This is a genomic window from Dokdonia sp. 4H-3-7-5 (assembly GCF_000212355.1).
Lineage (GTDB): Bacteria > Bacteroidota > Bacteroidia > Flavobacteriales > Flavobacteriaceae > Dokdonia.
Window position 1 is genome coordinate 2,013,113 of sequence record NC_015496.1, and the last position, 24,126, is coordinate 2,037,238.

25 protein-coding genes are annotated in these 24,126 nt (G+C 37.3%); 14 read left to right on the forward strand and 11 right to left on the reverse strand.

The features are described 5' to 3' along the window. Positions 1 to 104: 104 nt before the first annotated feature. Positions 105 to 923, reverse strand: a complete 819-nt coding sequence (gene kdsA / locus KRODI_RS08845) for a 3-deoxy-8-phosphooctulonate synthase (RefSeq protein WP_013751258.1) — start codon at positions 921 to 923, stop codon at positions 105 to 107. 82 nt (positions 924 to 1,005) lie between these two features. Continuing rightward, the gene (locus KRODI_RS08850; protein WP_013751259.1) at positions 1,006 to 1,653 is read right to left on the reverse strand and encodes a flavin reductase family protein; all 648 of its coding nucleotides are present in this window, start codon (positions 1,651 to 1,653) and stop codon (positions 1,006 to 1,008) included. A 20-nt stretch (positions 1,654 to 1,673) separates the two neighbouring features. Here KRODI_RS08850 and KRODI_RS08855 point away from each other — a divergent pair, with 20 nt between their 5' ends. Further along, entirely contained in the window at positions 1,674 to 2,477 is an 804-nt protein-coding gene (locus tag KRODI_RS08855) for a class I SAM-dependent methyltransferase (RefSeq protein WP_013751260.1), read from the forward strand. Here the strand turns inward: KRODI_RS08855 and msrA are convergent. The 3 genes from msrA to KRODI_RS08870 all read right to left on the reverse strand — a co-directional run bounded on the left by msrA (position 2,474) and on the right by KRODI_RS08870 (position 5,219). Continuing rightward, positions 2,474 to 3,130, reverse strand: coding sequence for a peptide-methionine (S)-S-oxide reductase MsrA (msrA, locus tag KRODI_RS08860; RefSeq protein WP_013751261.1), 657 nt, complete (start codon positions 3,128 to 3,130; stop codon positions 2,474 to 2,476). The two genes, KRODI_RS08855 and msrA, sit on opposite strands and share 4 nt — an antisense overlap. A gap of 211 nt (positions 3,131 to 3,341) precedes the next feature. Then, positions 3,342 to 4,121: a zinc ribbon domain-containing protein gene (locus KRODI_RS08865; protein ID WP_013751262.1), complete on the reverse strand. Its 780-nt coding sequence runs from the start codon at positions 4,119 to 4,121 to the stop codon at positions 3,342 to 3,344. Positions 4,122 to 4,124: 3 nt separating this feature from the next. Further along, the gene (locus KRODI_RS08870; protein WP_013751263.1) at positions 4,125 to 5,219 is read right to left on the reverse strand and encodes a Nif3-like dinuclear metal center hexameric protein; all 1,095 of its coding nucleotides are present in this window, start codon (positions 5,217 to 5,219) and stop codon (positions 4,125 to 4,127) included. 33 nt (positions 5,220 to 5,252) lie between these two features. Here KRODI_RS08870 and lpxK point away from each other — a divergent pair, with 33 nt between their 5' ends. Continuing rightward, positions 5,253 to 6,263, forward strand: coding sequence for a tetraacyldisaccharide 4'-kinase (lpxK, locus tag KRODI_RS08875; protein WP_013751264.1), 1,011 nt, complete (start codon positions 5,253 to 5,255; stop codon positions 6,261 to 6,263). Between the two features lie 26 nt (positions 6,264 to 6,289). On the opposite strand, the gene KRODI_RS08880 is transcribed toward lpxK, so the two are convergent. The 4 genes from KRODI_RS08880 to KRODI_RS08895 form a co-directional block, all read right to left on the reverse strand. Then, on the reverse strand, positions 6,290 to 8,512 hold the full coding sequence (locus KRODI_RS08880; RefSeq protein ID WP_013751265.1) for a response regulator: 2,223 nt from the start codon (positions 8,510 to 8,512) through the stop codon (positions 6,290 to 6,292). A gap of 32 nt (positions 8,513 to 8,544) precedes the next feature. Beyond that, positions 8,545 to 9,546, reverse strand: a complete 1,002-nt coding sequence (gene gap, locus KRODI_RS08885) for a type I glyceraldehyde-3-phosphate dehydrogenase (RefSeq protein WP_013751266.1) — start codon at positions 9,544 to 9,546, stop codon at positions 8,545 to 8,547. A 4-nt stretch (positions 9,547 to 9,550) separates the two neighbouring features. After that, positions 9,551 to 10,426 carry a lipoyl synthase gene (lipA, locus tag KRODI_RS08890; protein ID WP_013751267.1) on the reverse strand — a complete coding sequence of 292 codons (876 nt, stop codon included), beginning with the start codon at positions 10,424 to 10,426 and terminating at the stop codon, positions 9,551 to 9,553. A gap of 73 nt (positions 10,427 to 10,499) precedes the next feature. Then, positions 10,500 to 11,231 carry a biotin--[acetyl-CoA-carboxylase] ligase gene (locus tag KRODI_RS08895; protein ID WP_013751268.1) on the reverse strand — a complete coding sequence of 244 codons (732 nt, stop codon included), beginning with the start codon at positions 11,229 to 11,231 and terminating at the stop codon, positions 10,500 to 10,502. A gap of 83 nt (positions 11,232 to 11,314) precedes the next feature. On the opposite strand from KRODI_RS08895, the gene rsfS reads away from it, so the two are divergent. The 6 genes from rsfS to KRODI_RS08925 all read left to right on the forward strand — a co-directional run bounded on the left by rsfS (position 11,315) and on the right by KRODI_RS08925 (position 16,107). Next, positions 11,315 to 11,686 carry a ribosome silencing factor gene (rsfS, locus tag KRODI_RS08900; RefSeq protein ID WP_013751269.1) on the forward strand — a complete coding sequence of 124 codons (372 nt, stop codon included), beginning with the start codon at positions 11,315 to 11,317 and terminating at the stop codon, positions 11,684 to 11,686. 12 nt (positions 11,687 to 11,698) lie between these two features. Next, the gene (gene ftsH / locus KRODI_RS08905; RefSeq protein WP_013751270.1) at positions 11,699 to 13,675 is read left to right on the forward strand and encodes an ATP-dependent zinc metalloprotease FtsH; all 1,977 of its coding nucleotides are present in this window, start codon (positions 11,699 to 11,701) and stop codon (positions 13,673 to 13,675) included. A 112-nt stretch (positions 13,676 to 13,787) separates the two neighbouring features. After that, entirely contained in the window at positions 13,788 to 14,402 is a 615-nt protein-coding gene (locus KRODI_RS08910) for an LUD domain-containing protein (protein WP_013751271.1), read from the forward strand. A 1-nt stretch (position 14,403) separates the two neighbouring features. After that, positions 14,404 to 15,207: a phosphatidate cytidylyltransferase gene (locus KRODI_RS08915; protein ID WP_013751272.1), complete on the forward strand. Its 804-nt coding sequence runs from the start codon at positions 14,404 to 14,406 to the stop codon at positions 15,205 to 15,207. After that, positions 15,197 to 15,847 (forward strand): phosphatidylserine decarboxylase family protein, encoded by a 651-nt coding sequence (locus KRODI_RS08920; RefSeq protein WP_013751273.1) that lies wholly within the window; start codon positions 15,197 to 15,199, stop codon positions 15,845 to 15,847. Before KRODI_RS08915 ends, KRODI_RS08920 begins: the two co-directional genes overlap by 11 nt. Next, a complete protein-coding gene (locus tag KRODI_RS08925) occupies positions 15,847 to 16,107 on the forward strand; it encodes an acyl-CoA-binding protein (protein ID WP_013751274.1) in 261 nt (86 codons plus the stop codon). The genes KRODI_RS08920 and KRODI_RS08925 overlap by 1 nt, the downstream gene beginning before the upstream one ends. Positions 16,108 to 16,187: 80 nt before the next feature. Here the strand turns inward: KRODI_RS08925 and KRODI_RS08930 are convergent, their stop codons facing one another. Next, positions 16,188 to 18,821: a valine--tRNA ligase gene (locus KRODI_RS08930; RefSeq protein ID WP_013751275.1), complete on the reverse strand. Its 2,634-nt coding sequence runs from the start codon at positions 18,819 to 18,821 to the stop codon at positions 16,188 to 16,190. A gap of 179 nt (positions 18,822 to 19,000) precedes the next feature. Here KRODI_RS08930 and KRODI_RS08935 point away from each other — a divergent pair, with 179 nt between their 5' ends. From KRODI_RS08935 to murB, 3 genes are all read left to right on the forward strand, one after another. Further along, positions 19,001 to 19,387 carry a DUF1573 domain-containing protein gene (locus tag KRODI_RS08935; RefSeq protein WP_041295666.1) on the forward strand — a complete coding sequence of 129 codons (387 nt, stop codon included), beginning with the start codon at positions 19,001 to 19,003 and terminating at the stop codon, positions 19,385 to 19,387. Between the two features lie 136 nt (positions 19,388 to 19,523). Continuing rightward, positions 19,524 to 20,714 (forward strand): pyridoxal phosphate-dependent aminotransferase, encoded by a 1,191-nt coding sequence (locus KRODI_RS08940; protein ID WP_041295873.1) that lies wholly within the window; start codon positions 19,524 to 19,526, stop codon positions 20,712 to 20,714. After that, positions 20,714 to 21,733, forward strand: coding sequence for a UDP-N-acetylmuramate dehydrogenase (gene murB, locus KRODI_RS08945; protein ID WP_013751278.1), 1,020 nt, complete (start codon positions 20,714 to 20,716; stop codon positions 21,731 to 21,733). Before KRODI_RS08940 ends, murB begins: the two co-directional genes overlap by 1 nt. A gap of 169 nt (positions 21,734 to 21,902) precedes the next feature. On the opposite strand, the gene KRODI_RS08950 is transcribed toward murB, so the two are convergent. Then, positions 21,903 to 22,415, reverse strand: coding sequence for a fasciclin domain-containing protein (locus KRODI_RS08950; protein WP_013751279.1), 513 nt, complete (start codon positions 22,413 to 22,415; stop codon positions 21,903 to 21,905). A gap of 123 nt (positions 22,416 to 22,538) precedes the next feature. Between KRODI_RS08950 and KRODI_RS08955 the strand changes: the two genes are divergently transcribed. From KRODI_RS08955 to KRODI_RS08965, 3 genes are all read left to right on the forward strand, one after another. Beyond that, on the forward strand, positions 22,539 to 23,093 hold the full coding sequence (locus KRODI_RS08955) for an RNA polymerase sigma factor (RefSeq protein WP_013751280.1): 555 nt from the start codon (positions 22,539 to 22,541) through the stop codon (positions 23,091 to 23,093). Continuing rightward, positions 23,090 to 23,857: an anti-sigma factor domain-containing protein gene (locus KRODI_RS08960; RefSeq protein WP_013751281.1), complete on the forward strand. Its 768-nt coding sequence runs from the start codon at positions 23,090 to 23,092 to the stop codon at positions 23,855 to 23,857. Before KRODI_RS08955 ends, KRODI_RS08960 begins: the two co-directional genes overlap by 4 nt. 69 nt (positions 23,858 to 23,926) lie before the next feature. Continuing rightward, positions 23,927 to 24,124, forward strand: a complete 198-nt coding sequence (locus tag KRODI_RS08965; RefSeq protein ID WP_013751282.1) for a hypothetical protein — start codon at positions 23,927 to 23,929, stop codon at positions 24,122 to 24,124. Positions 24,125 to 24,126: the final 2 nt, after the last annotated feature.

Below are 24,126 nucleotides of genomic sequence, written 5' to 3' on the forward strand. Positions count from 1 at the left end.
AGTGATGAGAAATATATGTTAAGCAAACTTTTAATTAATAGAAGTTATGCTCTCTTATATTTGAGATTTTAAAGCGTATTTGAGGGTTTGGGTTTGTCTTAAATTTAAAGTGTGTTTACGACTTTTCTAATCGCTACGAGATTGCTTAATAATTGCTCAAGATATGCAAGGTCAAGCATATTTGCGCCATCACTTTTTGCATTTGCAGGGTCAAAGTGCGTTTCAATAAACAGTCCGTCTACATTATTTACAATTCCGGCTCTTGCTATAGTTTCAATCATATCTGGTCTTCCACCAGTAACTCCACTTGATTGATTAGGTTGTTGTAAAGAATGTGTAACATCAAGTACCGTAGGGGCATACTGTCTCATCGTAGGAATTCCTCTAAAATCTACAATCATATCTTGATAACCAAACATAGTCCCGCGATCTGTAATCCAAGCATTTTCATTACCTGTGTCATGCACTTTTTGTACAGCATGCTTCATAGATTCTGGAGACATGAATTGTCCCTTTTTTAGGTTTACTACTTTTCCTGTTTCGGCAGCAGCGACTACAAGAGAAGTTTGTCTTACTAAAAATGCAGGAATTTGTAATACATCTACATATTGTGCTGCGAGAGCAGCATCAGAACTTTCGTGAATGTCTGTTACAGTAGGTACATCAAATTCTGCAGAAACCTTTGCTAGAATCTCAAGAGCTTTTTCATCTCCTATACCCGTAAAACTATCTACTCTACTACGATTTGCTTTTCTAAAACTTCCTTTAAAAACATATGGTATTTTTAGAGTGTCGGTAATTTTTACCACCTTCTCTGCAATGCGCTTTGCCATATCTTCTCCTTCTATAGCGCATGGGCCACATAGTAGGAAAAAGTTATTGGAATCTGTATGTTTTATTTTAGGTATGTTAGAAAGTTTCATCGTTTAGTTTTTAATTGTTTCCTGGATTTTTCTTAGGAATAAATGGGTGTTACAAAGATAGTATTAAAACAGATGAGCATTGTTACTTCTTGATAGAAGTGGTTTGCTTATCAGGTTTTGCATAAGAAAATCTGTCTATAAGTTTTGGAGAAGCATAAGCGTCAAGTCCGTTTATGGTTACTCCCATAGATGCTTCTAGATCAATCCATCCATCTTCATCTAGGCAGTTATCTGGTATAAAGATTTCCTTAATAGCTCCTATCATTAAAATAGTCCCATTTTCCTCAATTTTGTATTCATTTACGTATTCGCAGGCAATTTTAATATGTGCTTGTTTTACAAATGGTGCTTTCGAGTTATTTAAATATTCAGTTTGTAATCCGGTAGCGTTAAACTCTGAAACGTTTTCCTCGTAAGCTGCAGCTGTTTGGTGTGATTGTGAGATGATTTCAGTATTAATGTGGTTCACTGTAAAAACTCCCGTCTCTTTAATGTTTTTATATGTATGTCTAGGGACCGTAGTAGGTCTCATGATAAAGCTTAACATAGCAGGGCTACTTCCTATGTGTGTGACAGAACTAAAAACAGCTAGATTTTCATGGTCATCCTTAGATATAGTACCTATCAGGTTGGCGCTTTTATATCCCGTAACACTATTAATAAAGTTCGCACGGTAACGCTTATCCATTGCGCTAATTGCGTCGTCGTCAAAATGTAGTATCTTTTTCATTATTTCCAAAAATACGGATTATGAAAGAGCAGTTTCAGGATTACTTTGGCACAAACAAGGAAACTTGGGAAAAGAAAGTCCCTATACATGCAGAGAGTAGCTTCTATGATATGCCATCATTTTTAGATGGTAAAAATTCTCTTAATAGCTATGAGCTTGATGCTTTGGGAGATGTAAATGGTAAAAGTTTACTCCATCTTCAGTGTCATTTTGGACAAGATACGTTGAGTTGGGCAAGGATGGGTGCTCTGGCAACAGGAGTAGATATTAGTGAGGAGGCAATTACGCTTTCGCGAAAGCTAAACAAACAACTAGGTTTGTCTGCCGAATTTGTGTGTTGTAATGTTCTCGATACTTCAATACATATTAAAGAGCAGTTTGATGTTGTTTTTACAAGTTATGGTGTGATAGGGTGGTTGCCAGATTTAAAACCTTGGGCGCTTGTGATTGCAGAACGATTAAAGAGTGGAGGAACGTTCTATATGGTAGAGTTTCACCCCATCGTGTGGATGTTTGATTATACAGGAGATAGGCCTGTAATGAAATATGGCTACAACCAAGATGAGCCAATTTACGAAGAATATGAGGGCACTTATGCTCAGCCACATGCGACGATGATAAGTAAGGAGTACGGATGGAATCACGGTTTAGGTGAAGTGGTTACAGCTCTTATAGATGCCGGTCTCAAAGTAGAATTTTTAAGAGAGCACCATGCTTCTCCTTATGATGTTCTTCCGGATTTGGTTATAAATGAAAATGGCCTTTACGAAAGTAAAGACCATTTATATCCATTAATTTTTGAGATAAAAGCTACTAAAGTTTAGTGCGCATCCTCTTTAAGTAGTTCTGGAAATTTCTGTGCAAAACGTCTATATCTTGGGATAGAAACATTTTGAATATATGGGTTATTTGGATTGTTTTTCTCGTAATCTTGGTGGTAGTCTTCGGCAATCCAAAATTTTTGAAACGGTAGCACTTGAGTGCTTATGCGACCATTGTATGTAGATTCATTTAAGGCAGCAATAGTTTCATCTATTATTTTTTTCTCGCTATCGTTTTGATAGAAAGCGATAGAACGATATTGAGGTCCAGCATCTGGGCCTTGACGATTTTTTGTAGTAGGGTCTTGTGATCCAAAAAACACATCTACCAGCTGTTGAAAAGAGATTACCTTTGGGTCATAAATTACTTCCACAGCTTCAGCATGAGTTGTATTTCCGTAGCTCACTTGTTTGTAAGTTGGATTGTCTTCTTTGCCGCCACTGTAGCCACTTACTGCCTCGTCAACACCTTTTACCCTTTCAAAAACTGCCTCTACACACCAGAAACATCCACTAGCAAAATATGCTCTACTCATCCCATCTTGAAACGTCGTTTCTACTGGGTTAAGCATAGCTGTAGGCTCAGTCATAGGTTTAGGATCATGGTTGCAAGCCATAAAAGTAATGAGTGTAGCAAGGGAGGCAAGTAATTTCATAAATGTTTATTTAAAGTCTATAAAAGTACACCATAAGAGTTGAGATTGTTGTTATGGTTTTGTTAATCAAAATGGGTCATATGTTATAAGCACTCGTCATTTAATCTATGATTGTCCTATTCTGTAATTATAAAATATCCTTATTATAACTAATAGGCAAAAAAAAGCCCTCTATAAATAGAAGACTTTTTAATGTTGTAAGGAAAAGTGGTTAGAGCTTCTTAAAAAGCTTTACCATTTTCTCATGTTGCTCGTTTGCTAGTTCGCTATCTATTAAGATACGACCAGAATGCTCATCTGTGATAATTTTCTTACGTCCAGCAATCTCAACCTGTACTTGTGGTGGGATTGTAAAGTAAGATCCCCCAGATGCTCCACGCTCTATAGGTACAATAGCAAGGCCGTTACGTACACTAGAACGAATTCTCTTGTAGGCTTTAACTAAACGGTCTTCAATGTTAGTTTCATATTCTGCACTTTTAGCTAGAAGTGCTTGTTCTTCTTTCTCTGTTTCAGAAAGAATAGCATCTAGCTCGTTTTTCTTGTGCTTAAGGTGATTCTCACGTTCTCCAAGGCGTTGCTTAGTTTGCGTGATAACTTCTCCTTTTTGCTCAATCTGTGCTTTATACTCACGGATATTTTTCTCTGCAAGTTGAATTTCAAGTTCTTGGAACTCTACTTCTTTGCTCAAAGCATTAAACTCACGGTTGTTACGTACGTTTTTTTGCTGCTCAGAGTATTTTTTAATAGATGCTTTTGAGTCATCTATCTGGATTTTTTTAGCCTTGATAGAGTCGTCTACCAATTTTAAATCGTTTTCTAACTTCTCGATGCGCTTGTTAAGACCAGCTACTTCATCTTCAAGGTCTTCAACTTCCAGTGGAAGCTCTCCACGTACATTGCGGATCTCGTCCACACGTGAATCTATAAGTTGTAAATCGTAAAGCGAGCGTAGTTTTTCTTCTACTGTTGCTTCTTTCTTCTTTGCCATACGTTAAAAATAGTTGATAGGATTGGTATTTTCCTCAGATAAAATGATTGCAAAAGTACTAATTTTTTCTGTAAGATAATCGCATATTAGGTTTTTCGTATATCGCTCACTTTCATAATGTCCCACATCGCACAAAAGGATGCGGCTTTCAGCTTGATAATAGTCGTGATATTTTAAATCTGAAGTAACTAGTACATCGGCTCCTTGAGCTTTTGCACTTTTGATGGCAAAGGCTCCGCTGCCTCCTAGTACGGCTATTTTCTTTACAGGCTTACCCAACAATTGTGAATGACGTATACCACCTGTTTTAAATTGCGCTTTCGCGAAAGCTAAAAAATCCATTTCACTCATTTCTTTATCAAGCTCACCTAACATACCCATGCCTACACTTTGTAGCGTATTTTCTAGTGAGGTAATCTCATATGCAACTTCTTCATAAGGATGATTTTCAAAAAGCGTTTGTAAAATTTTAGACTTAAGGTGTTTTTCAAACGTAAGATGTATTTGTGTCTCTGGTTCAATATGTTTTGTGCCTCTACTCCCTATCACAGGGGTAGAGTTTTCATTTCCTTTAAAAGAGCCTTGACCTTTTACTTCAAAGCTACACTCTTCATAATTGCCTATACTTCCAGCTCCAGCTTGAAATAATGAATCAGTAACGCTCTTTACAGAAGCGTGGGGAACATAAGTGGTGAGTTTGTAAATATGATGTTGTTTAGGGCTTAGAATCCTAGTATTTGATAGATTGAGGGCTTTGCACATCCCAAAGTTAACACCGTGTTCTACGTTATCTAATGCTGTGTGAATTGCAAAAATGGCAACATCATTTTTAATGGCCTTTTGAACTACTCTTTGTACATAGTTGCTTGATGTAAGCCTTTTTAATCCTGAGAAAATTATAGGATGAAAGCAAACAATGAGATTACATTTTTTTGCAATTGCCTCATCAACTACATTTACAAGTGCATCGTGTGAGACAAGAATATTGCTCACTTCTTGGTAAGGGTCACCTACAAGAAGACCGACATTGTCAAAATCTTCTGCATAAGCAAGTGGTGCCCATTCATTAATTAAATTACTTACATCTTGTACCTTCATAAGCGTAAAGATAAAAAATGATACCTTCGTTTTATGAGAAAACTACGTCTCTTGTTATTTCCCGTTGCGGGAATTTATTATTTAGTTACGCTTACGCGAAATAAGCTCTATGACACCGGAATATTTAAGTCAAAAAAATATGATGTTCCAGTGATATGTGTGGGTAATTTAAGTGTGGGAGGAACTGGGAAATCCCCAATGACTGAGTTTGTAGTTCGGCTTTTACAGGATGATTACCGAGTAGCTACGCTAAGTAGGGGCTACGGACGAAAAACGAAAGGATATCTGGATGTTAATCCAGAAAATCAAGCAACTATGGTAGGTGATGAGCCATTGCAGTTTGCTCAAAAATTTAATAATATCCAAGTTGCAGTCTGTGAAGATCGTCAAACAGGAATCGAAACCTTGTTGTCAAAAGTTGATCCACCTGAAGTTGTAGTTTTAGACGATGCTTACCAGCATAGAAAGGTAGGGGCTGGGTTTTATATGCTATTAACAGCATATAGTGATTTGTATAGCAACGACTTCTTGCTGCCTGCTGGAAACTTAAGAGAACCTCGAGCTGGCGCAAGTAGGGCAGAGGTCGTAGTTGTAACTAAATGTCCAGAGAATTTAAGTTCACAAGAACAACTATCTATTGTTGATTCTTTAAATGTAAATAAAACTCAGCAAGTATATTTTTCAACAATCTCATATGATGAGAAGGTATATTCTGCTCTAGGGCCCGTACCGTTAAACCGTCTTAAGGTTAAAAAGGTTACGCTAGTAACGGGAATTGCAAACCCTAAACCGCTGTCGGCGTATTTAGCTAGTCAAGGGTTGTCATTTTCTCATGAGGCGTATGGAGATCATCATAATTTTACAAGCTCTGAGATCGAAATGCTTGAAACATTAGATTGTATCCTTACTACAGAAAAAGATTATGTAAGACTTCGTCCTTTGCTTAAGATGAGGGACTTGTTCTATTTGCCTATAAAGGCGCAATTTCTGGATGGTGAAGAGTTGTTATCTGGAGAGATTAAAAACTTTGTCTCAGGTTTTTAAAAGCAAGTAAATTTCAACAGAGCGTTTTAGCTAAGTACTTTGCTATTTCTAAGTCCGTTGTAGATTTTTTGGAAAAACTCTTCTACCTTATATGGTTTAGGGATAATGTCATTAAATCCAACAGCATGGAATTCATCAATGTTTTCGTCTATCGTAACAGCGGTAAGTGCTAGTATAGGGATGTCTTTATCAAACAAACGAATTTGTTCTGTAGCTTCTATGCCACTTATTCCAGGCATATGTATATCCATTAGAATAAGGTCAAATTTTTCTGTGCGTGCTTTTTCAACAGCAATCTCCCCGTTATCAGCTGTTTCGCAGGTGATTTTGTTCTTTTCAAGAATCTTCCGAGTAATCATCTGGTTAATCTTATTGTCTTCTACTACAAGTATGTGACGATTCTCAAGGGCATTATAATCTATTTCGTACACGATTTCATTTGCATTTGCTTCACCTGGTAGTGTCTTGATCAAGTTGTAATTAAGATCAAATTTAAAAGTAGTTCCCTTGCCTAAGGTGCTTTCTAATAATATCTCGCTATTAAGTAGGTCTAGTAGATTCTTAACAATAGATAGCCCTAAGCCTGTACCGCCAAATTTTCTATTAATAGCTACAGAGCCTTGAGTGAAGTTTTGGAAAATTGTCTTTTGTTTCTTTTTTGAAATTCCTTCGCCATTATCTTCAATTTCAAAGTGTAGTTTAATGTCTGATTCGCCTTGGCTAATCTTCTGTACGCGAACCCATACGTCACCATCTCGAGTGAATTTTATCGCGTTTCCTACTAGGTTGATTAGTACTTGAGAAATCATTAATGGATCTCCCAGAAGTTCTGTAGGGATATTTGGATCAAAGTCAATATGTAATTTATTTCCTTTATCTCTAGCAGATTTACCTAAGGCAAATAACACATCTTCAATACGTTTTTTAATGTTAAATGCTGTTTCTTCTACCTCTACTTTATTTGCCTCTAGTTTATTGAGGTCAAGTATGTTATTTATAAGGGAAAGTAGATACTCTCCAGAAAATTTGAGAGAGTCAAGGTGCTTTTTCTGATCTTCTGTTGGGTTTTCAGAAAGGAGTAAGTGTGTTAATCCTGTAACAGCATACATAGGTGTTCGTAGCTCATGCGTTATTGTGGACAAGAACTGGGCTTTTACCATGGACGCTTTTTCTGCATTATCTCTTGCAATTACAAGCTCTACGTTTTTAGCTTGCAAAAGCTCATTAGCTTTTGCTCTAAGGTTGTTATTCTTGTATAATGATAAGGTAAGCAAGGCAAGGATAGAGCAGAGGGCAATACTGAGTACAAGTGTAAGTCTCATTGCTCTAGAGTTTCTATCCTCTTCGATTTCAATAGTTTTTTCTAGTCGTTTTACCATTTCATCAAGTTCTGGGCTCTCTGATGTAGGTAATGGAACGCTTGACACTGTGCTTAGTGTATTTTGATCTGTTGCCTGATAATATGATGTTAAATAATCATTAGCCTCTCTGTAGTTGCCTCGTCCTTGCGCAACAAGGTGCTTAACTTTAAAAAGTGTACTATTTATGCTGGGATAATTATTAGAACTTAACAAAGATTCAACTTCTAATAATGTCTCATCTGCTTCTTCAAGTCTTCTCAATTGAGCAAGGCTTAATGCCTTATTAGTCAGGGCTTGAGTTTTTAGATAGTCACTTTTTTCATTTTTTGCGTATTCAATACTCTTATTGTAAGATGAAATGGCGTCTAGGTGACTTTCGCTATCTCTTAAAATGTCACCTTTTAACGTGTGTAGTTGGGCTTTAAGGTCGTCTCGATTACTGTTTTCTAGAGTTACAATACCATTTGCAATATAGGTTAGAGCGGTTGTTGTATCTTTTTTTATAAGAGCGAGTTGAGTGGCTGTGATGTAACTCTGTCCTAAGAGATCGAGGCTTTTAGTTTCTTTCTGTAAAGCTATTGCGCGTTCGTTTTCAACAAGAGCTTTTTCGTAATCATTAAGTTGGAAATAAAGTTTTGCAAGAGTTCCAGATGCAAGACCTATGCGCTTTGTGTGGCCTATGCCAGTTGCAAGGTCTCTAGAATACTTTAGTATATCAATGGCTTGATTGTAATTGCGATCAGAAACTGCAATTACAGCTCGCTTAAGAAGCGAGTCTATTTTATCATTGGTAAGCGTTTCCTCTATATTCTCTCTTTCTTGGGCAATACTTATCACAGGATAAGAAAGAAAAAGCGCTATAAGAAAACGTACTAATAGCAAATTCATAAGAAATTCTGATTATTCAACTGCAATATATATTATTTTGTAGAAATCCGTAGTATTAAGTCAACTATTCTGCTAGAATATCCCATTTCGTTATCATACCAGCCTATAATTTTCACCATCTTACCTATAACAGATGTCATTTGTGAATCAAAAGTGCATGAGTAGGGATTTCCTACAATGTCTATTGATACTATGGGATCTTCTGTATAAGATATAATACCTTTAAATCTTCCTAATGATGCTTTGCGCATAGCTTCATTAATTTTGATAATTGAGGTGTCTCTTTTTACATTGAATGTAATATCCGTGAGAGATCCATTTGGAACTGGTACTCGTATTCCACAACCACCTATTACATCAGAGAGATGAGGAAAGATACTTGTTAAGGCTTTGGCTGCTCCAGTGGTAGTAGGTACAATACTTTGTCCTGCCGCCCGTGCTCTTCTTAAATCGCGGTGCGGTTGATCATGTAAACTTTGATCTGTTGTGTAAGAGTGTATTGTAGTTATGTAGGCTTGCTCCACACCACACAATTCGTCTATAATTTGCACCATAGGTGCAGCATTATTTGTAGTACATGATGCGTTTGAAATAATAGTGTCGCTGTCTTTTATTTCATGATCATTTACTCCCATAACGATCATGGGTATGTCTTCGTCAAGTGGCGGCACACTTAAAATTACTTTAGCTGCGCCAGCACTTATATGTTTTTCAAGATCAATTCTAGTTTTAAATTTACCCGTACTTTCTATAACTATATCTGGAGATGTAACATTCCAAGGGATATTGTTTATCTCGCGCTCATTATATAGCGGGATAATTTTACCGTCTATAATGATAGTATCCTCACTATGTGACACCTCTTTTTTAAGAACACCTTGAATACTATCGTATTTGAGTAGATGAGATAAAGTGCGGGCGTCTGCTAGATCATTAATTGCGACTACTTCCATTGCAGGATGCTCTTCAATAAGTCTAAACACAGTACGCCCTATGCGGCCAAAACCGTTGATAGCAATCTTAAGTGTAGTCATGCTTTTATGTAAGGTGTTTCTGTGCTTTGTAAGAAGAGCGCACGAGTGCACCACTCTCCACATGACGGAATCCCATTTCTAAACCAATCTTCTCATATTTCTGAAACTGATCTGGAGTGATAAATTGTTTTACAGGAAGGTGTTTTTTTGAAGGTTGTAAGTACTGACCTATTGTTACGATATCTAAATTAACAGATCGTAAGTCCTTCAAAGTTTGAATTACTTCTTCTTCAGTTTCACCTAAACCTAGCATAATACCAGACTTTGTACGCTTAATGCCGCTGTCTTTTAAATATTTTAAAATTCCAAGACTACGTTCATATTTTGCTTGTATACGCACTTCACGAGTAAGACGTTTTACAGTTTCCATGTTGTGAGACACCACTTCTGGTGCTACAGTCACAATACGATCCAGTAAATCTTCTCTACCTTGAAAATCAGGAATAAGAGTTTCTAGAGTTGTATTTGGATTCATGCGTCGTATAGCTTGTACAGTTTCTGCCCAAATTATAGTTCCCATATCCTTGAGGTCATCGCGATCTACAGAAGTGATCACTGCGTGCTTAATGTCCATTAATTTAATAGATCGAGCAACTTTTTCTGGTTCTTCCCAATCTACTTGCTCTGGACGACCCGTTTTTACACCACAAAATCCACAAGAACGAGTACATGTGTTCCCGAGAATCATAAATGTTGCGGTACCTTCACTCCAGCATTCACCCATATTTGGGCAACTTCCAGAGGTACATATCGTATTAAGACTGTATTTGTCTACTAGACTACGTAGGTCTTTATATTTCTTACCAGTAGGTAGTTTTACGCGAAGCCATTTTGGCTTTGCGACGCGCTCTGGCTTAGTAATAGTGAGTTCTTCTTGCATAGCATTTTTTATAGCGTTACAAAGATACTAAATAATGAATTGTGGGTTGTTACGCTTTCGCGAAAGCGTACTCTTAATATAACAATTGAATTTCCTTAAGATCGTATTCATTTACTACATCGTTTTCTTCTTGAAGCAGAAGTTTTCCAGACTCTGAAACACCTTTGATTATCCCAACAAACTGACGTTCATCTACCGAAAGAAAAGTAGCAGGCTTGTCTTTTTTAAATAAGTGAGCTTCATAATCATTTTTGATGGTGTTGAACTCTCCTTTGAGAAGTAGGTCAACATAGTGATGAAATCTCTTGAGTAGTAGCGATAAAATTTCTTCTAACTCAAAATGAATTCCAGTTCTTGATTTTATAGAGGTGGCGCGAGGTACATTCTCCCACTGTGTCTGATTAACATTAAGTCCTACACCTAAGATCATTGCGTCAAGTTGCCCGCCTTTTATGACACTCTCTATAAGTATGCCGCATATTTTGTCGTTATCTGTCAATATGTCGTTTGGCCATTTGACACGAACATTTTTTATTAGAAGTTGAGATAACACATCTTTAACAGCAAGGGAAGCTGCCATAAGGGCATAAAATTGTTCATCAATGGTAATTCGCTTTACTTTTCTAAAGACGCTGAAAGTTAGGTTTTTACCACTCTCTGTTTGCCATTGAGTGCCCATTTGTCCTCGTCCAGCGGTTTGTTCTAATGCCCAGACTACGATGTCTTCCTCTGCGTTTTCTTCTTTGGAAATACGTTTGAGGTAATCATTAGTCGAGTCAATGGTATGAAGTTTGTCTATGCGCATATGTAAAACACCCAGTCTAAACTTGTGTTAAGACCGCAGAGTAACGTAAATTTGTAATAACTTTGTGTAAATTAAAGAATTTAATGGTAAATAAGGAAAAGAATACAGATCAATTAATTGCTAAGATTGTCGAGGGAATTGAAGATGTGAAGGGACAGAATATTGATATACTGGACCTTAGAGATATAGAAAATACGGTTTGTGATTATTTTATCATATGTGATGGAACATCAAACACGCAAGTGGGAGCTATCGTAAGTTCCATACAAAAAACTGCTAGTAAGGCTTTGCAAGAAAAAGCATGGCATATAGAGGGTATGGAAAATCAAGAATGGGTGCTCATGGACTACGTTAATGTAGTTGTTCATGTTTTTCAAAAGCACATACGTGAATTCTATGATATAGAAAGTCTTTGGGGTGACGCAAAGATTATTACAATCCCATCAGATTATTAAAAAAAAGATTAAATGGCTAAAGAAGAAAAAAATTCAGGCGGTACTCCGCCTAATAAACCTAAGTTTAGTTCTTACTGGATATACGGTTTAATAGTTATAATATTTATTGCAATCAGTATGCTTACTGGTAGTTCTGGATTAGGTGAAGCACAAAAGACTTCTCTTTATCAATTTGAAGAATACCTTGAAGCTGGTGATGTTGCACGTGTAGAAATTGTAAATAAAAACTCTGTAAAGGTTTATCTTACTAAAGAAGCAGAAACAAAAGAGATCCATAATAAAGGGCGTGCCACTGGTTTTTTAAAGCCCTCTGCAGGTGCTCCGGATTATCGTTTTGAGATAGGAGATTTACAGAATTTTGAAAATGATATCAACACTACGATTGATGAAAACAATCTAGACACTAGAGTTTCTTATGAGACAGAAGGTGATATGTGGGGACTCGTTGCTAGTTTTCTTCCTTTTATACTTATTATAGGACTTTGGATTTTCATCATGAGACGCATGTCTTCTGGTGGAGGAGGCGGTCCTGGAGGTCAGATTTTTAACATAGGTAAGTCAAAAGCTAAATTATTTGACGAGAAAACAGATGTTAAAACTACATTTAAAGACGTTGCAGGACTTGAAGGAGCAAAAGAAGAAATACAAGAGATTGTAGATTTCTTGAAGAATCCTGAAAAATATACAAGTTTAGGAGGTAAGATTCCTAAGGGCGCACTATTAGTAGGGCAACCAGGGACGGGTAAAACATTACTTGCAAAGGCAGTTGCAGGAGAAGCAAAAGTGCCTTTCTTTTCACTGTCAGGATCAGACTTTGTTGAGATGTTTGTAGGTGTCGGAGCTTCACGTGTGCGTGATTTATTCAAACAAGCAAAAGAAAAATCTCCAGCTATAATATTTATAGATGAGATCGATGCAATAGGTCGTGCTCGTGGAAAAAATAATTTTTCTGGAGGTAATGATGAGCGTGAGAATACACTTAACCAACTTCTAACTGAGATGGATGGTTTTGGTACTAATACAAATGTGATAGTGCTCGCTGCTACAAACAGAGCAGACGTTCTTGATAAAGCTTTAATGCGTGCAGGTCGATTTGATCGTCAAATTTATGTAGATCTTCCAGATGTGCGTGAGCGTAAAGAGATTTTTGAAGTTCACCTTCGTCCACTAAAAAAGGTAGATGATGAGCTTGATGTTGATTTTCTTGCAAAGCAAACTCCAGGTTTTTCTGGAGCAGATATAGCAAACATGTGTAACGAAGCTGCACTTATTGCTGCTCGTAAAGGAAGCAAAGCAGTAGGTAAACAAGATTTCTTAGATGCGGTAGATCGTATTGTGGGAGGACTTGAAAAGAAAAATAAAATTATCACACCAGACGAGAAGCGCGCAATTGCTTTTCATGAAGCAGGACACGCTACAGTGAGTTGGATGCTAGAGCATGCTGCACCACTTGTAAAAGTGACTATTGTTCCTCGTGGGCAATCATTAGGAGCGGCTTGGTATTTGCCTGAAGAGCGTCTTATCGTTCGTCCAGAACAAATGCTAGACGAAATGTGTGCTGCCTTGGGAGGTAGAGCAGCAGAAAAGGTAATCTTTAACAAGATATCCACTGGAGCTTTAAGTGATCTTGAGAAAGTAACTAAGCAGGCTAGAATGATGGTTACTGTTTATGGATTAAATGATAAAGTAGGTAATCTTACCTATTATGATTCGTCAGGACAATCAGATAATGGTTTTACTAAGCCCTATAGTGAGCAGACAGCGGAAATAATTGATAAGGAGATCTCTAATATAATTGAGGGTCAATATCAGAGAGCTGTTGATTTACTTACTAAAGAAAAAGATAAGCTTACGCAATTAGCGGAGTATCTTCTTGATAAAGAAGTGATTTTTAAAGATAATCTAGAAGAGATTTTTGGAAAAAGAGCTTTCGGACCAGAAGAAATTGAAGAAGCTTCTGAAGATTCTGAAATTAAACCACTAGTTTAGTCACAGACTAAGCCATTAAGGGAGAAACCCTCAAAAAATCTTGATTGTACCTACGGTTCAGTCAAGATTTTTTATATTTGAATAATACACCAAGCGTTGAGCAAATCTATTGATGAGTCTATTTAGAAAAATCTTTGGAAATACATCTAAATCAGATAGCCCCCATAGCAATAAAGAAGGTGAAGTGCGCAGTAAATATATGCCGGATATTAATACTCCAGCAGACGAGCGTTTCACGAAAAACTTTATCATAAATGGAGGGCGCTTTTTGTATGCTCTTAATCAAGATGAGATTAATGATAATTTTGACAATATTTTGTTAGAAAATGATTGGTACGAGGAAAATGTTTACTGTACTGATGATAATCTTATAGATAACTTCAAAGGGTATAATCTGAATTTTGGAACAAATAAAGAAGCTTCATTTTTCCTTACTACCTGCGAGAGTCTTGTGGCAAATGATGGCTCCCTATTAGTTTGTTCGAAACAATTAAAGGAAATTAAGTTACACGACTTACCTAAAAATATTATCGTCTTCGGTACCACTAGTCAAATAGTAAACACAATAGGAGAGGGATTAAGACTCATAAAAAATAGAAATTCTGGAAGTATTCCTACTAATATTACTACAATTAAGAATTTTGAGTCAAAAGAAGATGATAAAGATTTTATGACCTATGGAAGTAGTACAAAGAATCTCTACTTATTATTGCTAGAAGATCTTTAATATGCGAGAAATAATTATTAGAGGGCTTTCAGGATTGCTCTATGTGACATTGTTGTTGCTTGCTATATTCTCATTAGAGACTACATATTTAATTGTATTCCTAGGATTAGGAGTGGTGGTATTATATGAGTTTCTTAAACTGATTGAAATAAAGTCATTGCTTTCTTATGTTTTGCTACTAGCTTGTGTAGTTGTTTTGTGTTACTTGAAGTTAGATAGAAGTGCAACATTGGTTTTTCTAGCGCTTACGATTACAGTAAACCTCTATCTCATTAAAAATCTTATTAGGCCTTCAGAGCGATATATTACAGTTACTCAAAAGTATGCCTACACCATATTTTATATAATAGGGGGAGTCGTATTTACAATACTACTTCCGTCATATAAGGGGGAATATACGTCTTTGCTGGTGGCTAGTGTATTTGCTCTTATATGGATAAATGATACCTTTGCATTTATAGTGGGTAAGAGTATAGGAAAGCATAAATTGCTAGAGCGTATTTCTCCTAACAAAACCGTAGAAGGGTTTGTTGGGGGACTAGTGTTTTGCTGTTTAGCTAGTCTATTATTTTACTTTTTTACAGATCTCCTTAGTTTAAAGCTCTGGTTAACCATAGCTGTAGTAACATCAATATTTGGTACGCTAGGAGATTTAATTCAGTCACAACTTAAGCGTCAAGCTGGGGTGAAAGACAGTGGTCGTATTATGCCAGGTCACGGTGGTCTTTATGATAGGCTCGATAGTATTGTATTTGCTGCACCATTTTTATACTTATTTTTAATTGTACTTGACTATGTTCCATAAAGAAGGATATAAAATTATAGTAATATCACTCGTTATTTTTACGGGACTTATATTAGTTGCTAATAGGTTTTTAGATAAAAACTGGTTGTTTTATTTAATAGCCATCGTATTAGGTGTGCTATTATATTTAGTACTTCAGTTTTTTAGAAATCCTGAGCGCACTGCGCCTAATGATGCAAATGTGCTTACCTCTCCTGTAGATGGTAAAGTAGTTGTTATTGAAGAGGTGTATGAGGCAGAGTATTTTAAAGATAAACGTCTTCAGGTTTCTGTTTTTATGTCTCCACTTAATGTGCATGTAACTCGTTATCCAGGTGGAGGACGTATTGCTTACAGCAAGTATCATCCAGGTAAATACCTAGTAGCTTGGCATCCTAAATCAAGTACAGAGAATGAACGTACAACCGTAGTGGTAAGCACAGAAAAGTTTGGTGACGTTCTTTATCGTCAGATTGCTGGAGCTCTTGCTAAGCGCATTATCAATTATGCAGAAGAAGGGCAGATGGTAGTGCAGGGAGACGATAGTGGTTTTATACGTTTTGGTTCTCGTGTAGATTTATATCTTCCTTTAGGAACAAAATTAGATGTAAAACTTAACGACGTAGTAAAAGGAGCGCAATCGATAATAGCATCAATATAATGGATAAGAAGGTGCTTCATGAAAAATTTGAAGAAGCCTTCCGTAGGGTAAGTAACTCTAAGCAAGAATTTCCACCTGATGTACTTTTGCAATTTTATGCATTGTATAAGCAAGCTACGCAAAAGAATACATTTAGTAACAATGAAGGCGAGCACGAGCTTGTGAGTGCCTTTAAGATTAATGCATTGCTGCAAGTTAAGTCTATGACTACGCGAGAAGCAAAGGAAGCCTATATCGAAGCTGCAAATAAATATTTGTAAAACCTTCTATGGGATTACATAAAATAACAAAGGCGCAGATAATATCTGCGCCTTTGTTGTTATAATAGGTATTTGAAAGTCTATGTCAAACTAGCAAGACGCTTTTCTAGCGCTTCTATTTTTGCTTCGGCATCTGCCATTTTTTGTTTTTCGATAGCGACCACCTTCTCTGGTGCGTTGCTTACAAAGCGCTCATTAGATAGCTTTTTTGAAACTGACATCAAGAATCCTTTTGTGTATTGAAGTTCTTCTTCAATTTTTGCAACTTCTGCCTCTACGTCTATAGCTCCTGCGAGAGGTATGAAGTACTCGTTAGATTTTACCCTAAAGGAAAGTGCTCCGTCTAGTGGTGCTTTCGCGAAAGCAATCTCACTCACATTACCTAGCTTTGAGATGATGCCATCATAGTCTGATGATGCTTTCTCGTTGCTTAAAATATGTAATTCTATCTGATCTTTAAAAGCAATGTTTTTGCTTTTTCTTATCGTTCTTATTCCTGAAACAACTTGTGTTGCGTAGTCAAAATCTGCAATGATTTGCTCGTTTACTTCGCCTCCTTCTGGCCATTTATTAATAATTAGCGCTTCTTCTGGAGAACGAGTAGCGATAGTCTGCCAGATCTCTTCAGATGCAAAAGGAATAAAAGGATGAAGAATACGTAGGTTGTTTTCAAATGCTGCAATTACTGCATCATACGTCTTACGATCTATAGGTTGTTGGTATGCTGGTTTTACAATCTCTAATAACCACCCACAGAAGTCATTCCATACAACTTTATAACTCGCCATTAGGGCGTCTGAGATGCGGTACTTTGAGAAGTGATCTTCTATCTCGAGAAGTGTTTGGTTAAAGCGGTTTGTATACCACTCAATACCTTGGGCGCTATGTGCAGGTTGTGGTATAGTCTCGTCTATCTCCCATCCTTGTATGAGACTAAAGGCGCTTAAATTTTTTTTGATAAACCCTTTTCCTTGTTTAAGAAGATCTTCATCAAACATAAGGTCATTACCGGCAGCACTACTTAATAGTAATCCTACACGCACGCCATCTGCTCCGTACTCTTTTATGAGCTCTAGCGCGTCTGGTGAGTTACCTAGTGACTTAGACATCTTGCGACGCTGCTTGTCACGTACTAAACCGGTTAGGTAAACATTTTGGAAAGGTCTTTTATCTGTGTACTCATATCCAGCGATAATCATACGCGCTACCCAGAAGAATAAAATATCTGGTCCTGTCACAAGATCATTAGTAGGGTAGTAGTAGTTAAACTCCTCGTTGTCTGGATTGCGCACTCCGTCAAAAACGCTCATAGGCCATAACCAAGAGCTGAACCAAGTGTCCATAGCATCTTCGTCTTGACGTAAATCTTCGACAGTGAGGGAATCGTTTCCGGTACGCTTTCGCGAAAGCGTAACAGCATCCTCAACAGATTCGGCAACTACAAAATCCTCTTTTCCCTCTCCATAGAAGTAAGCAGGAATTTGCTGTCCCCACCAAAGTTGTCGAGAGATATTCCAGTCACGTATATTCTCCATCCAGTGACGGTAGGTGTTTTCAAACTTCTTAGGAAATAATTTTACCTCGCCAGTTTCAAGCACAGCTTTTATAGCTGGTTTTACTAGCTCCTCCATTTTAAGGAACCACTGGTCAGATAGTCTAGGCTCTACTACGGCTTTTGTGCGCTCTGATGTTCCTACTTTATTAATGTGGTTCTCTGTTTTTACTAGAGCACCTATTTCTTCAAGTTCTTTTTTGATATTCTTACGACATTCAAAACGATCTTGACCTTCGTAGTGAAGTCCAAAGCTGTTAAGTGAAGCGTCATCATTAAAGATGTCTATTACTTCTAGCTTATGTTTATCGCCCAGCATTTTGTCATTCTCGTCGTGTGCAGGAGTCACCTTGAGGCATCCTGTTCCAAAATCAAGATCTACATATTCATCTTCTATAATAGGAATCACACGACCACTTATAGGTACAATTGCTTTCTTACCCTTAAGGTGCGCAAAGCGTTCGTCTGTAGGGTTAATGCATATAGCAGTATCGCCAAAAATAGTTTCTGGACGTGTAGTGGCAATCGTTAATGTTTCATCAGAGCCTTCTAGTTTGTAGTTAAGGTAATATAGAAGTCCTTGGCGCTCTTCATGTATTACTTCCTCGTCAGAAAGTGTAGTTTTTGCTTCTGGATCCCAGTTTACCATGCGGTAGCCACGGTATATAAGTCCTTTGTCATAAAGATCTACAAAGGTCTTTATAACAGACTCAGACATTGCTGGATCCATTGTAAAGGCAGTACGCTCCCAGTCACAGGAAGCTCCGAGCTTTTTAAGCTGATCGAGGATTACGCCACCATATTCTTCTTTCCACTCCCATGCATGCGCAAGAAACTCCTCACGAGTAAGATCGGATTTTTTTATTCCTTGTTCTTTAAGACGTGCAACTACCTTTGCTTCTGTAGCAATAGAAGCGTGATCTGTTCCAGGCACCCAGCAAGCATTTTTTCCTAACAGTCGAGCGCGACGCACTAAAACGTCTTGAATCGTGTTGTTGAGCATATGTCCCATGTGTAAGACGCCAGTTACGTTAGGAGGAGGTATCACGATTGTATACGGTTCTCTATTGTCTGGTGTAGAATGGAAGTAGTTGTGTTCCATCCAGTAGCTGTACCACTTATCTTCTACTTGGGTAGAATCATATTTTGATGCTATACTCATAGTTTGGTCTAATTATTGACTTAAAGAAGGCAAAAGTAGGGATAACAGTAGGATTATTGTGTAGACTAAGTGCTATTTTTGGCACGTGTATATGGTAACATACCATGTTAATGTTAATATCATTCTTGGCAGGTGTTCAATTTGTAGTTACATTTGAAATCCCTCAAACATTAAATATTATGAAAAAGGTTCTATTTTTATTTGTCGCTATGCTTTTAGTAGTGAGCGTTCAAGCACAAGAGAAAAAAGCTGAAATCACCTTTGATTCAGAAGTTATAGATTATGGCGAGATAGCATATGGAGCAGATGGTGTGCGTAAATTTACATTTACAAACACTGGAAATGACGTGCTTATTGTTGCTCGCGTATACTCTACTTGTGGATGTACAATACCTAAGAAACCAGAAAGTCCTATCCAGCCAGGAGAGAAAGGTGAGATAGAAGTAAAATATGATACTAATCGAGAAGGTCCTATTAGAAGAACAATAACCGTTTATTCTAATGCCTCAGAAGTACCTCAAAGTCTCAAAATTAAAGGGACTGTAAAGCCAGAAGCTGGTCAATAATCAGTTAACATAACTAGTATAAAAGACTGTCGTAATGGCGGTCTTTTTTTATGCGCTTTCGCGAAAGCAAAATACCCTTGCACACGCTTTAAAAACACCAATAAATTCCGCATTTTTGTATAAAGAAAAATACATTATGCCAGCAATATCAAAGAAGGGGCTCGCAATGCCTCAATCGCCTATACGTAAACTCGTACCATTTGCCGATGCGGCCAAAGCACGAGGAATAAAAATTCACCAACTTAACATTGGTCAACCAGATATTAAGACACCAAAAGTAGCACTTGATGCGGTAAAAAATAATGACCTAGAAGTGCTGGCTTATAGCCATAGTGCAGGATTTCAATCTTACAGAGATAAACTTGCTTCTTATTACAGTAATCATGGTATTGATGTTACCTCTGAAGATATAATTATCTCTACAGGAGGATCTGAAGCATTACTATTTGCAATGGGAAGTGTAACAGACCCAGGTGATGAAATTATTATTCCAGAACCCTTTTATGCAAACTATAATGGATTTGCAACTGCGAGTGGTGTGACAGTAGTTCCTGTTATATCTACACTAGAGGAGGGATTTGCATTACCTCCTATTTCAGATTTTGAAAAATTGATATCTGACAAGACAAAGGCAATCGTTATTTGTAATCCTGGCAACCCAACGGGATATTTATATTCTCAAGAAGAAATACGTCAATTAGCAGAGTTAGTTAAAAAGCACGATCTATTTCTTATAGCAGACGAGGTGTATCGTGAGTTTGCCTACGATGGTCACCAGCATCACTCAGTAATGAAAGAACGAGATATAGATAATCATGCTATTATGATAGATTCTGTATCAAAGCGTTTTTCTATGTGTGGAGCTCGTATAGGGTGTATTGTAAGTCGTAATAAAGAACTTATGAGTACTGCTATGAAGTTTGCACAAGCACGTTTAAGTCCGCCTACATTTGCACAAATTGCATCTGAGGCAGCATTAGATACTCCGCAAAGTTATTTTGACGATGTGATTGAAGAGTATGTGTCTCGTAGAGATATTCTTGTAGCGGGACTAGAAGCTATACCGGGAGTAAAAGTAGCAAAGCCTAAAGGAGCATTTTACTGTATTGCAGAGCTTCCAATAAAAAATGCAGATGCTTTTGCACAGTGGTTACTAGAGTCTTTTGACTTAGATGGAAGAACAATAATGGTAGCTCCAGCAGCTGGATTTTACAGTAGTGAAAACGTAGGTCTTAACCAAGTGCGTATCGCTTATGTTCTAGAAGAAAACCACTTAAAAGATGCTGTAGAGATTCTTAAAGTAGCATTAGAGCAATATCAAGATTAATGCAGGTACAAGAAAACGTATCGCTTAAGAAGTATAATACCTTTGGTATAGATGTAAACGCTCGCTATTTTGCGAGCGTTTCTTCTATTGATAGCTTAAAAGAATTGCTTGCAAATGAAGCATATCCCAATCCTTTTGTAATAGGTGGAGGGAGTAATATGCTTCTCACTCAAGATGTCGATAGGCTAGTGATTCATTGTGACCTTAAGAGTATTGCAGTGGTAAATGAGTCATTTACTGAAGATGAAATCTTGCTTAAGGTAGCTGGAGGAGAAAACTGGCATGAGTTTGTATTGTACTGTGTAAACAATAACCTAGGAGGCGTTGAAAATCTATCCCTTATTCCGGGTAATGTGGGAACATCACCTATCCAGAATATAGGTGCTTACGGAGTAGAATTAAAAGATACTTTTTACTCATGTGAGGCAGTGCATAGAGCTACACAACAAGAGCGTGTTTTTACACTTGAAGATTGTGCTTTTGGATATAGAGATTCTATTTTTAAAAATGAGCTCAAGGATCAATATGTAATAACCTCGGTCACTTTTAAACTCACAAAAAGGAATCATAAAATAAATACAGAGTACGGTGCTATTTATGACACGCTTAAAGCGAAAGAAATAACAAACCCAACCTTAGTAGATATCTCAAACGCTGTGATTGCAATACGCCAGTCTAAGTTGCCAGATCCTAAAAAGATAGGAAATAGCGGGTCATTTTTTAAAAACCCAGTAATCTCTCAAGTTCAGTTTACCGAACTCAGAAAAGAGCATACCGAAATACCTTTTTACCCGATAGGTGATGAGCAAATCAAGGTTCCTGCTGGATGGCTTATCGAGCAAGCTGGTTTTAAAGGGAAAAGATTTGGAGATGCGGGTGTGCATGATAAGCAAGCGCTTGTATTAGTTAATCATGGGAGTGCAACTGGAGCAGAAGTCTGGGGAGTTGCTATGAAAATTCAAGCAGCCGTTAATGAAATATTTGGGATAAAGATTGTTCCAGAGGTGAATGTGATTTAAGCCCAAAAAAAATTAGATAAGAAGGTAGTTCTCGAATAAAGAAAGAGCAGCTCAATGGCTGCTCTTTTTCTATTTCTACGTTTTGTAGTCTATCCCTTTTTCGCGAAAGCGTAAAAAAAAAGCCCCACTCGCATGGGGCTTTCTCAACTAAACTAGACTTGAGGCAATTCTAATTTCTAGGCATCAATACTCCGTCAATCACGTGGATGATGCCGTTAGAACCTTTCAAATCTGTAGCAATGATTTTTGCAGTATTCCCTAAACTGTCTGTGAGTAGTACATCACCACCTTTAATAGAGGCTGTGAGAATATTGCCAGCAACAGTTGTCATTTTAAAGGTTCCGTCTCCTATTGTTATTTGGTTAACAATATTAGTTGCGGTGAGATAGGCTGGTATTATATGATAGGTAAGCGTAGTAGATAGTGTAGCTTTATTTTCTGACTGTAGGAGGAATTGTAGTTTTCCTTGCTCAAGTTTGTCAAATGCTTCATTGGTAGGGGCAAATATGGTATATGGACCTTTTTCTTTGAGGGTAGAAACAAGATTTGCTGCTTTTATTGCTGCAGTAAAGGTTGTGTGATTTTCAGAATGTAAGATAATATCTGCGATGTCCGATTGTGCATAACTGCTCAGAGAAAAGAATGAGATTACTGCAATTAAAATTATATTTTTGGGTTTCATAATAATACGTTGTTTACAGAGTTTATAGTAAAATCTTTTCCTTTCTTAATAATACGCACTAACTTGAAGTGCGGGATGGAATTGTATTCTTAAGATTTTGTTAATTCAAGAAAAACATACTTTTTGAAGACATTTGTCGAAAAACATATTGTAGAACTCCTTAAAGCTGGAGATGAGCGTGCTATAGGGTTATTATATGACAACTATGCAGATGCTCTGTATGGTGTTGCGATTAAAGTGACCCACGATGAGGAGCTTGCTCAAGACGTATTGCAAGAATCATTTGTCAAAATTTGGAAAAACGCACATAAATATGATGCTGATAAAGCGCGTCTGTTTACCTGGCTTTTTAGAGTAGTTCAAAACACGGCTATAGACAAGGTGCGTAGTCGTAAAAGAAAAATGAATAAAGAAGTCCAAACGGACGATTCAAACGTATATCATTTACAGTCTACCTCGCTGGCAATAGAGCATATGGATATTCAAGAACACGCAAATGGACTTGAAGATAAGTACAGAGTTGTAATTGATGCTTTGTTTTTTCAAGGAATGACCCAGCAAGAGGCAAGCGAAGAGTTGAACATACCGTTAGGTACCGTAAAGTCTAGGTTAAAAATAGGCCTGCGAGAAATGCGTAAACTATTTGGAGTATTATTTTTTATGATCAGTACGTTATGAGTGATAGAGTTTCACAATTTTTAGAGAGCGATTTATTAGAGCGTTACCTTATGGGAGCTACATCGCCTATAGAGTCTCAGGAAGCTGAGCACTATATAGATAAGTATCCTGAGGTGAAGCAAACGTATATAGAATTACAAGAAAACCTTGAGAACTACGCGGTATCATATGCCGTAAAAGTTCCTGAGGAATTACGTTCTACTATCGTAAATGTAGCAAGAACTAAACCTAAACGTGCTTTACCTATTCTTGCAATTACCGCATGTATGATAGCAGCATTTTTTGGGCTAGTTGCCATTATGATTTATAACCAAAATCAAGAGTTACTAGACGATAGGAGGTTTACATCAAACCTACTTGAAAACTTAAATGATGATATTGTTTCAAACAGAGAGATGTTACAATCTGTAGAGGAGCAATTTATGATTCTCAATAATACATCAACCCAGAAGTATATTTTACAAGGTAATGTGCGTGCACAGCGGTTAGAGGCTGTTGCTTATGTTAACGAGCTGGAGCAGCGTTCATACATACACGTAAATACGTTGCCTGAGCTTCCAGACGAGCAAGTGTACCAGATGTGGGCATCTGTAGATGGGACATTAGTTCCTCTAGATATTCTTAAGGTTACAAAAGACAACCTTGTAGAAATTCCTTATGAGGAGCGTATGGCGAGTATTAATATTACAATTGAGCCTAAGGGCGGTAGCAAAGAAGCAACACAAGCAAATGAAGTTGCTATCATAAATTTTGACAATAACTAAGGACTTTCCTTCTTTTAAAAAACTTTTACTTCCTAATGCCTTTCTGTATCTTTGTGCAAAATATTTGTCATGGAGTTACTATTAATAACACTAGCCCTTCTTGCACTATCAGTAGCAGGTATTGCAATTAAAATCTGGGCAAAAAAAGACGGTAAGTTTGCTGGTACCTGTGCCAGTCAAAGTCCTTTTCTTAATAAGAGCGGTGAGGCTTGCGGTATGTGCGGTAAAATGCCCGAAGAAATGGGTGATTGTTCTGTAGAGAAATAAGA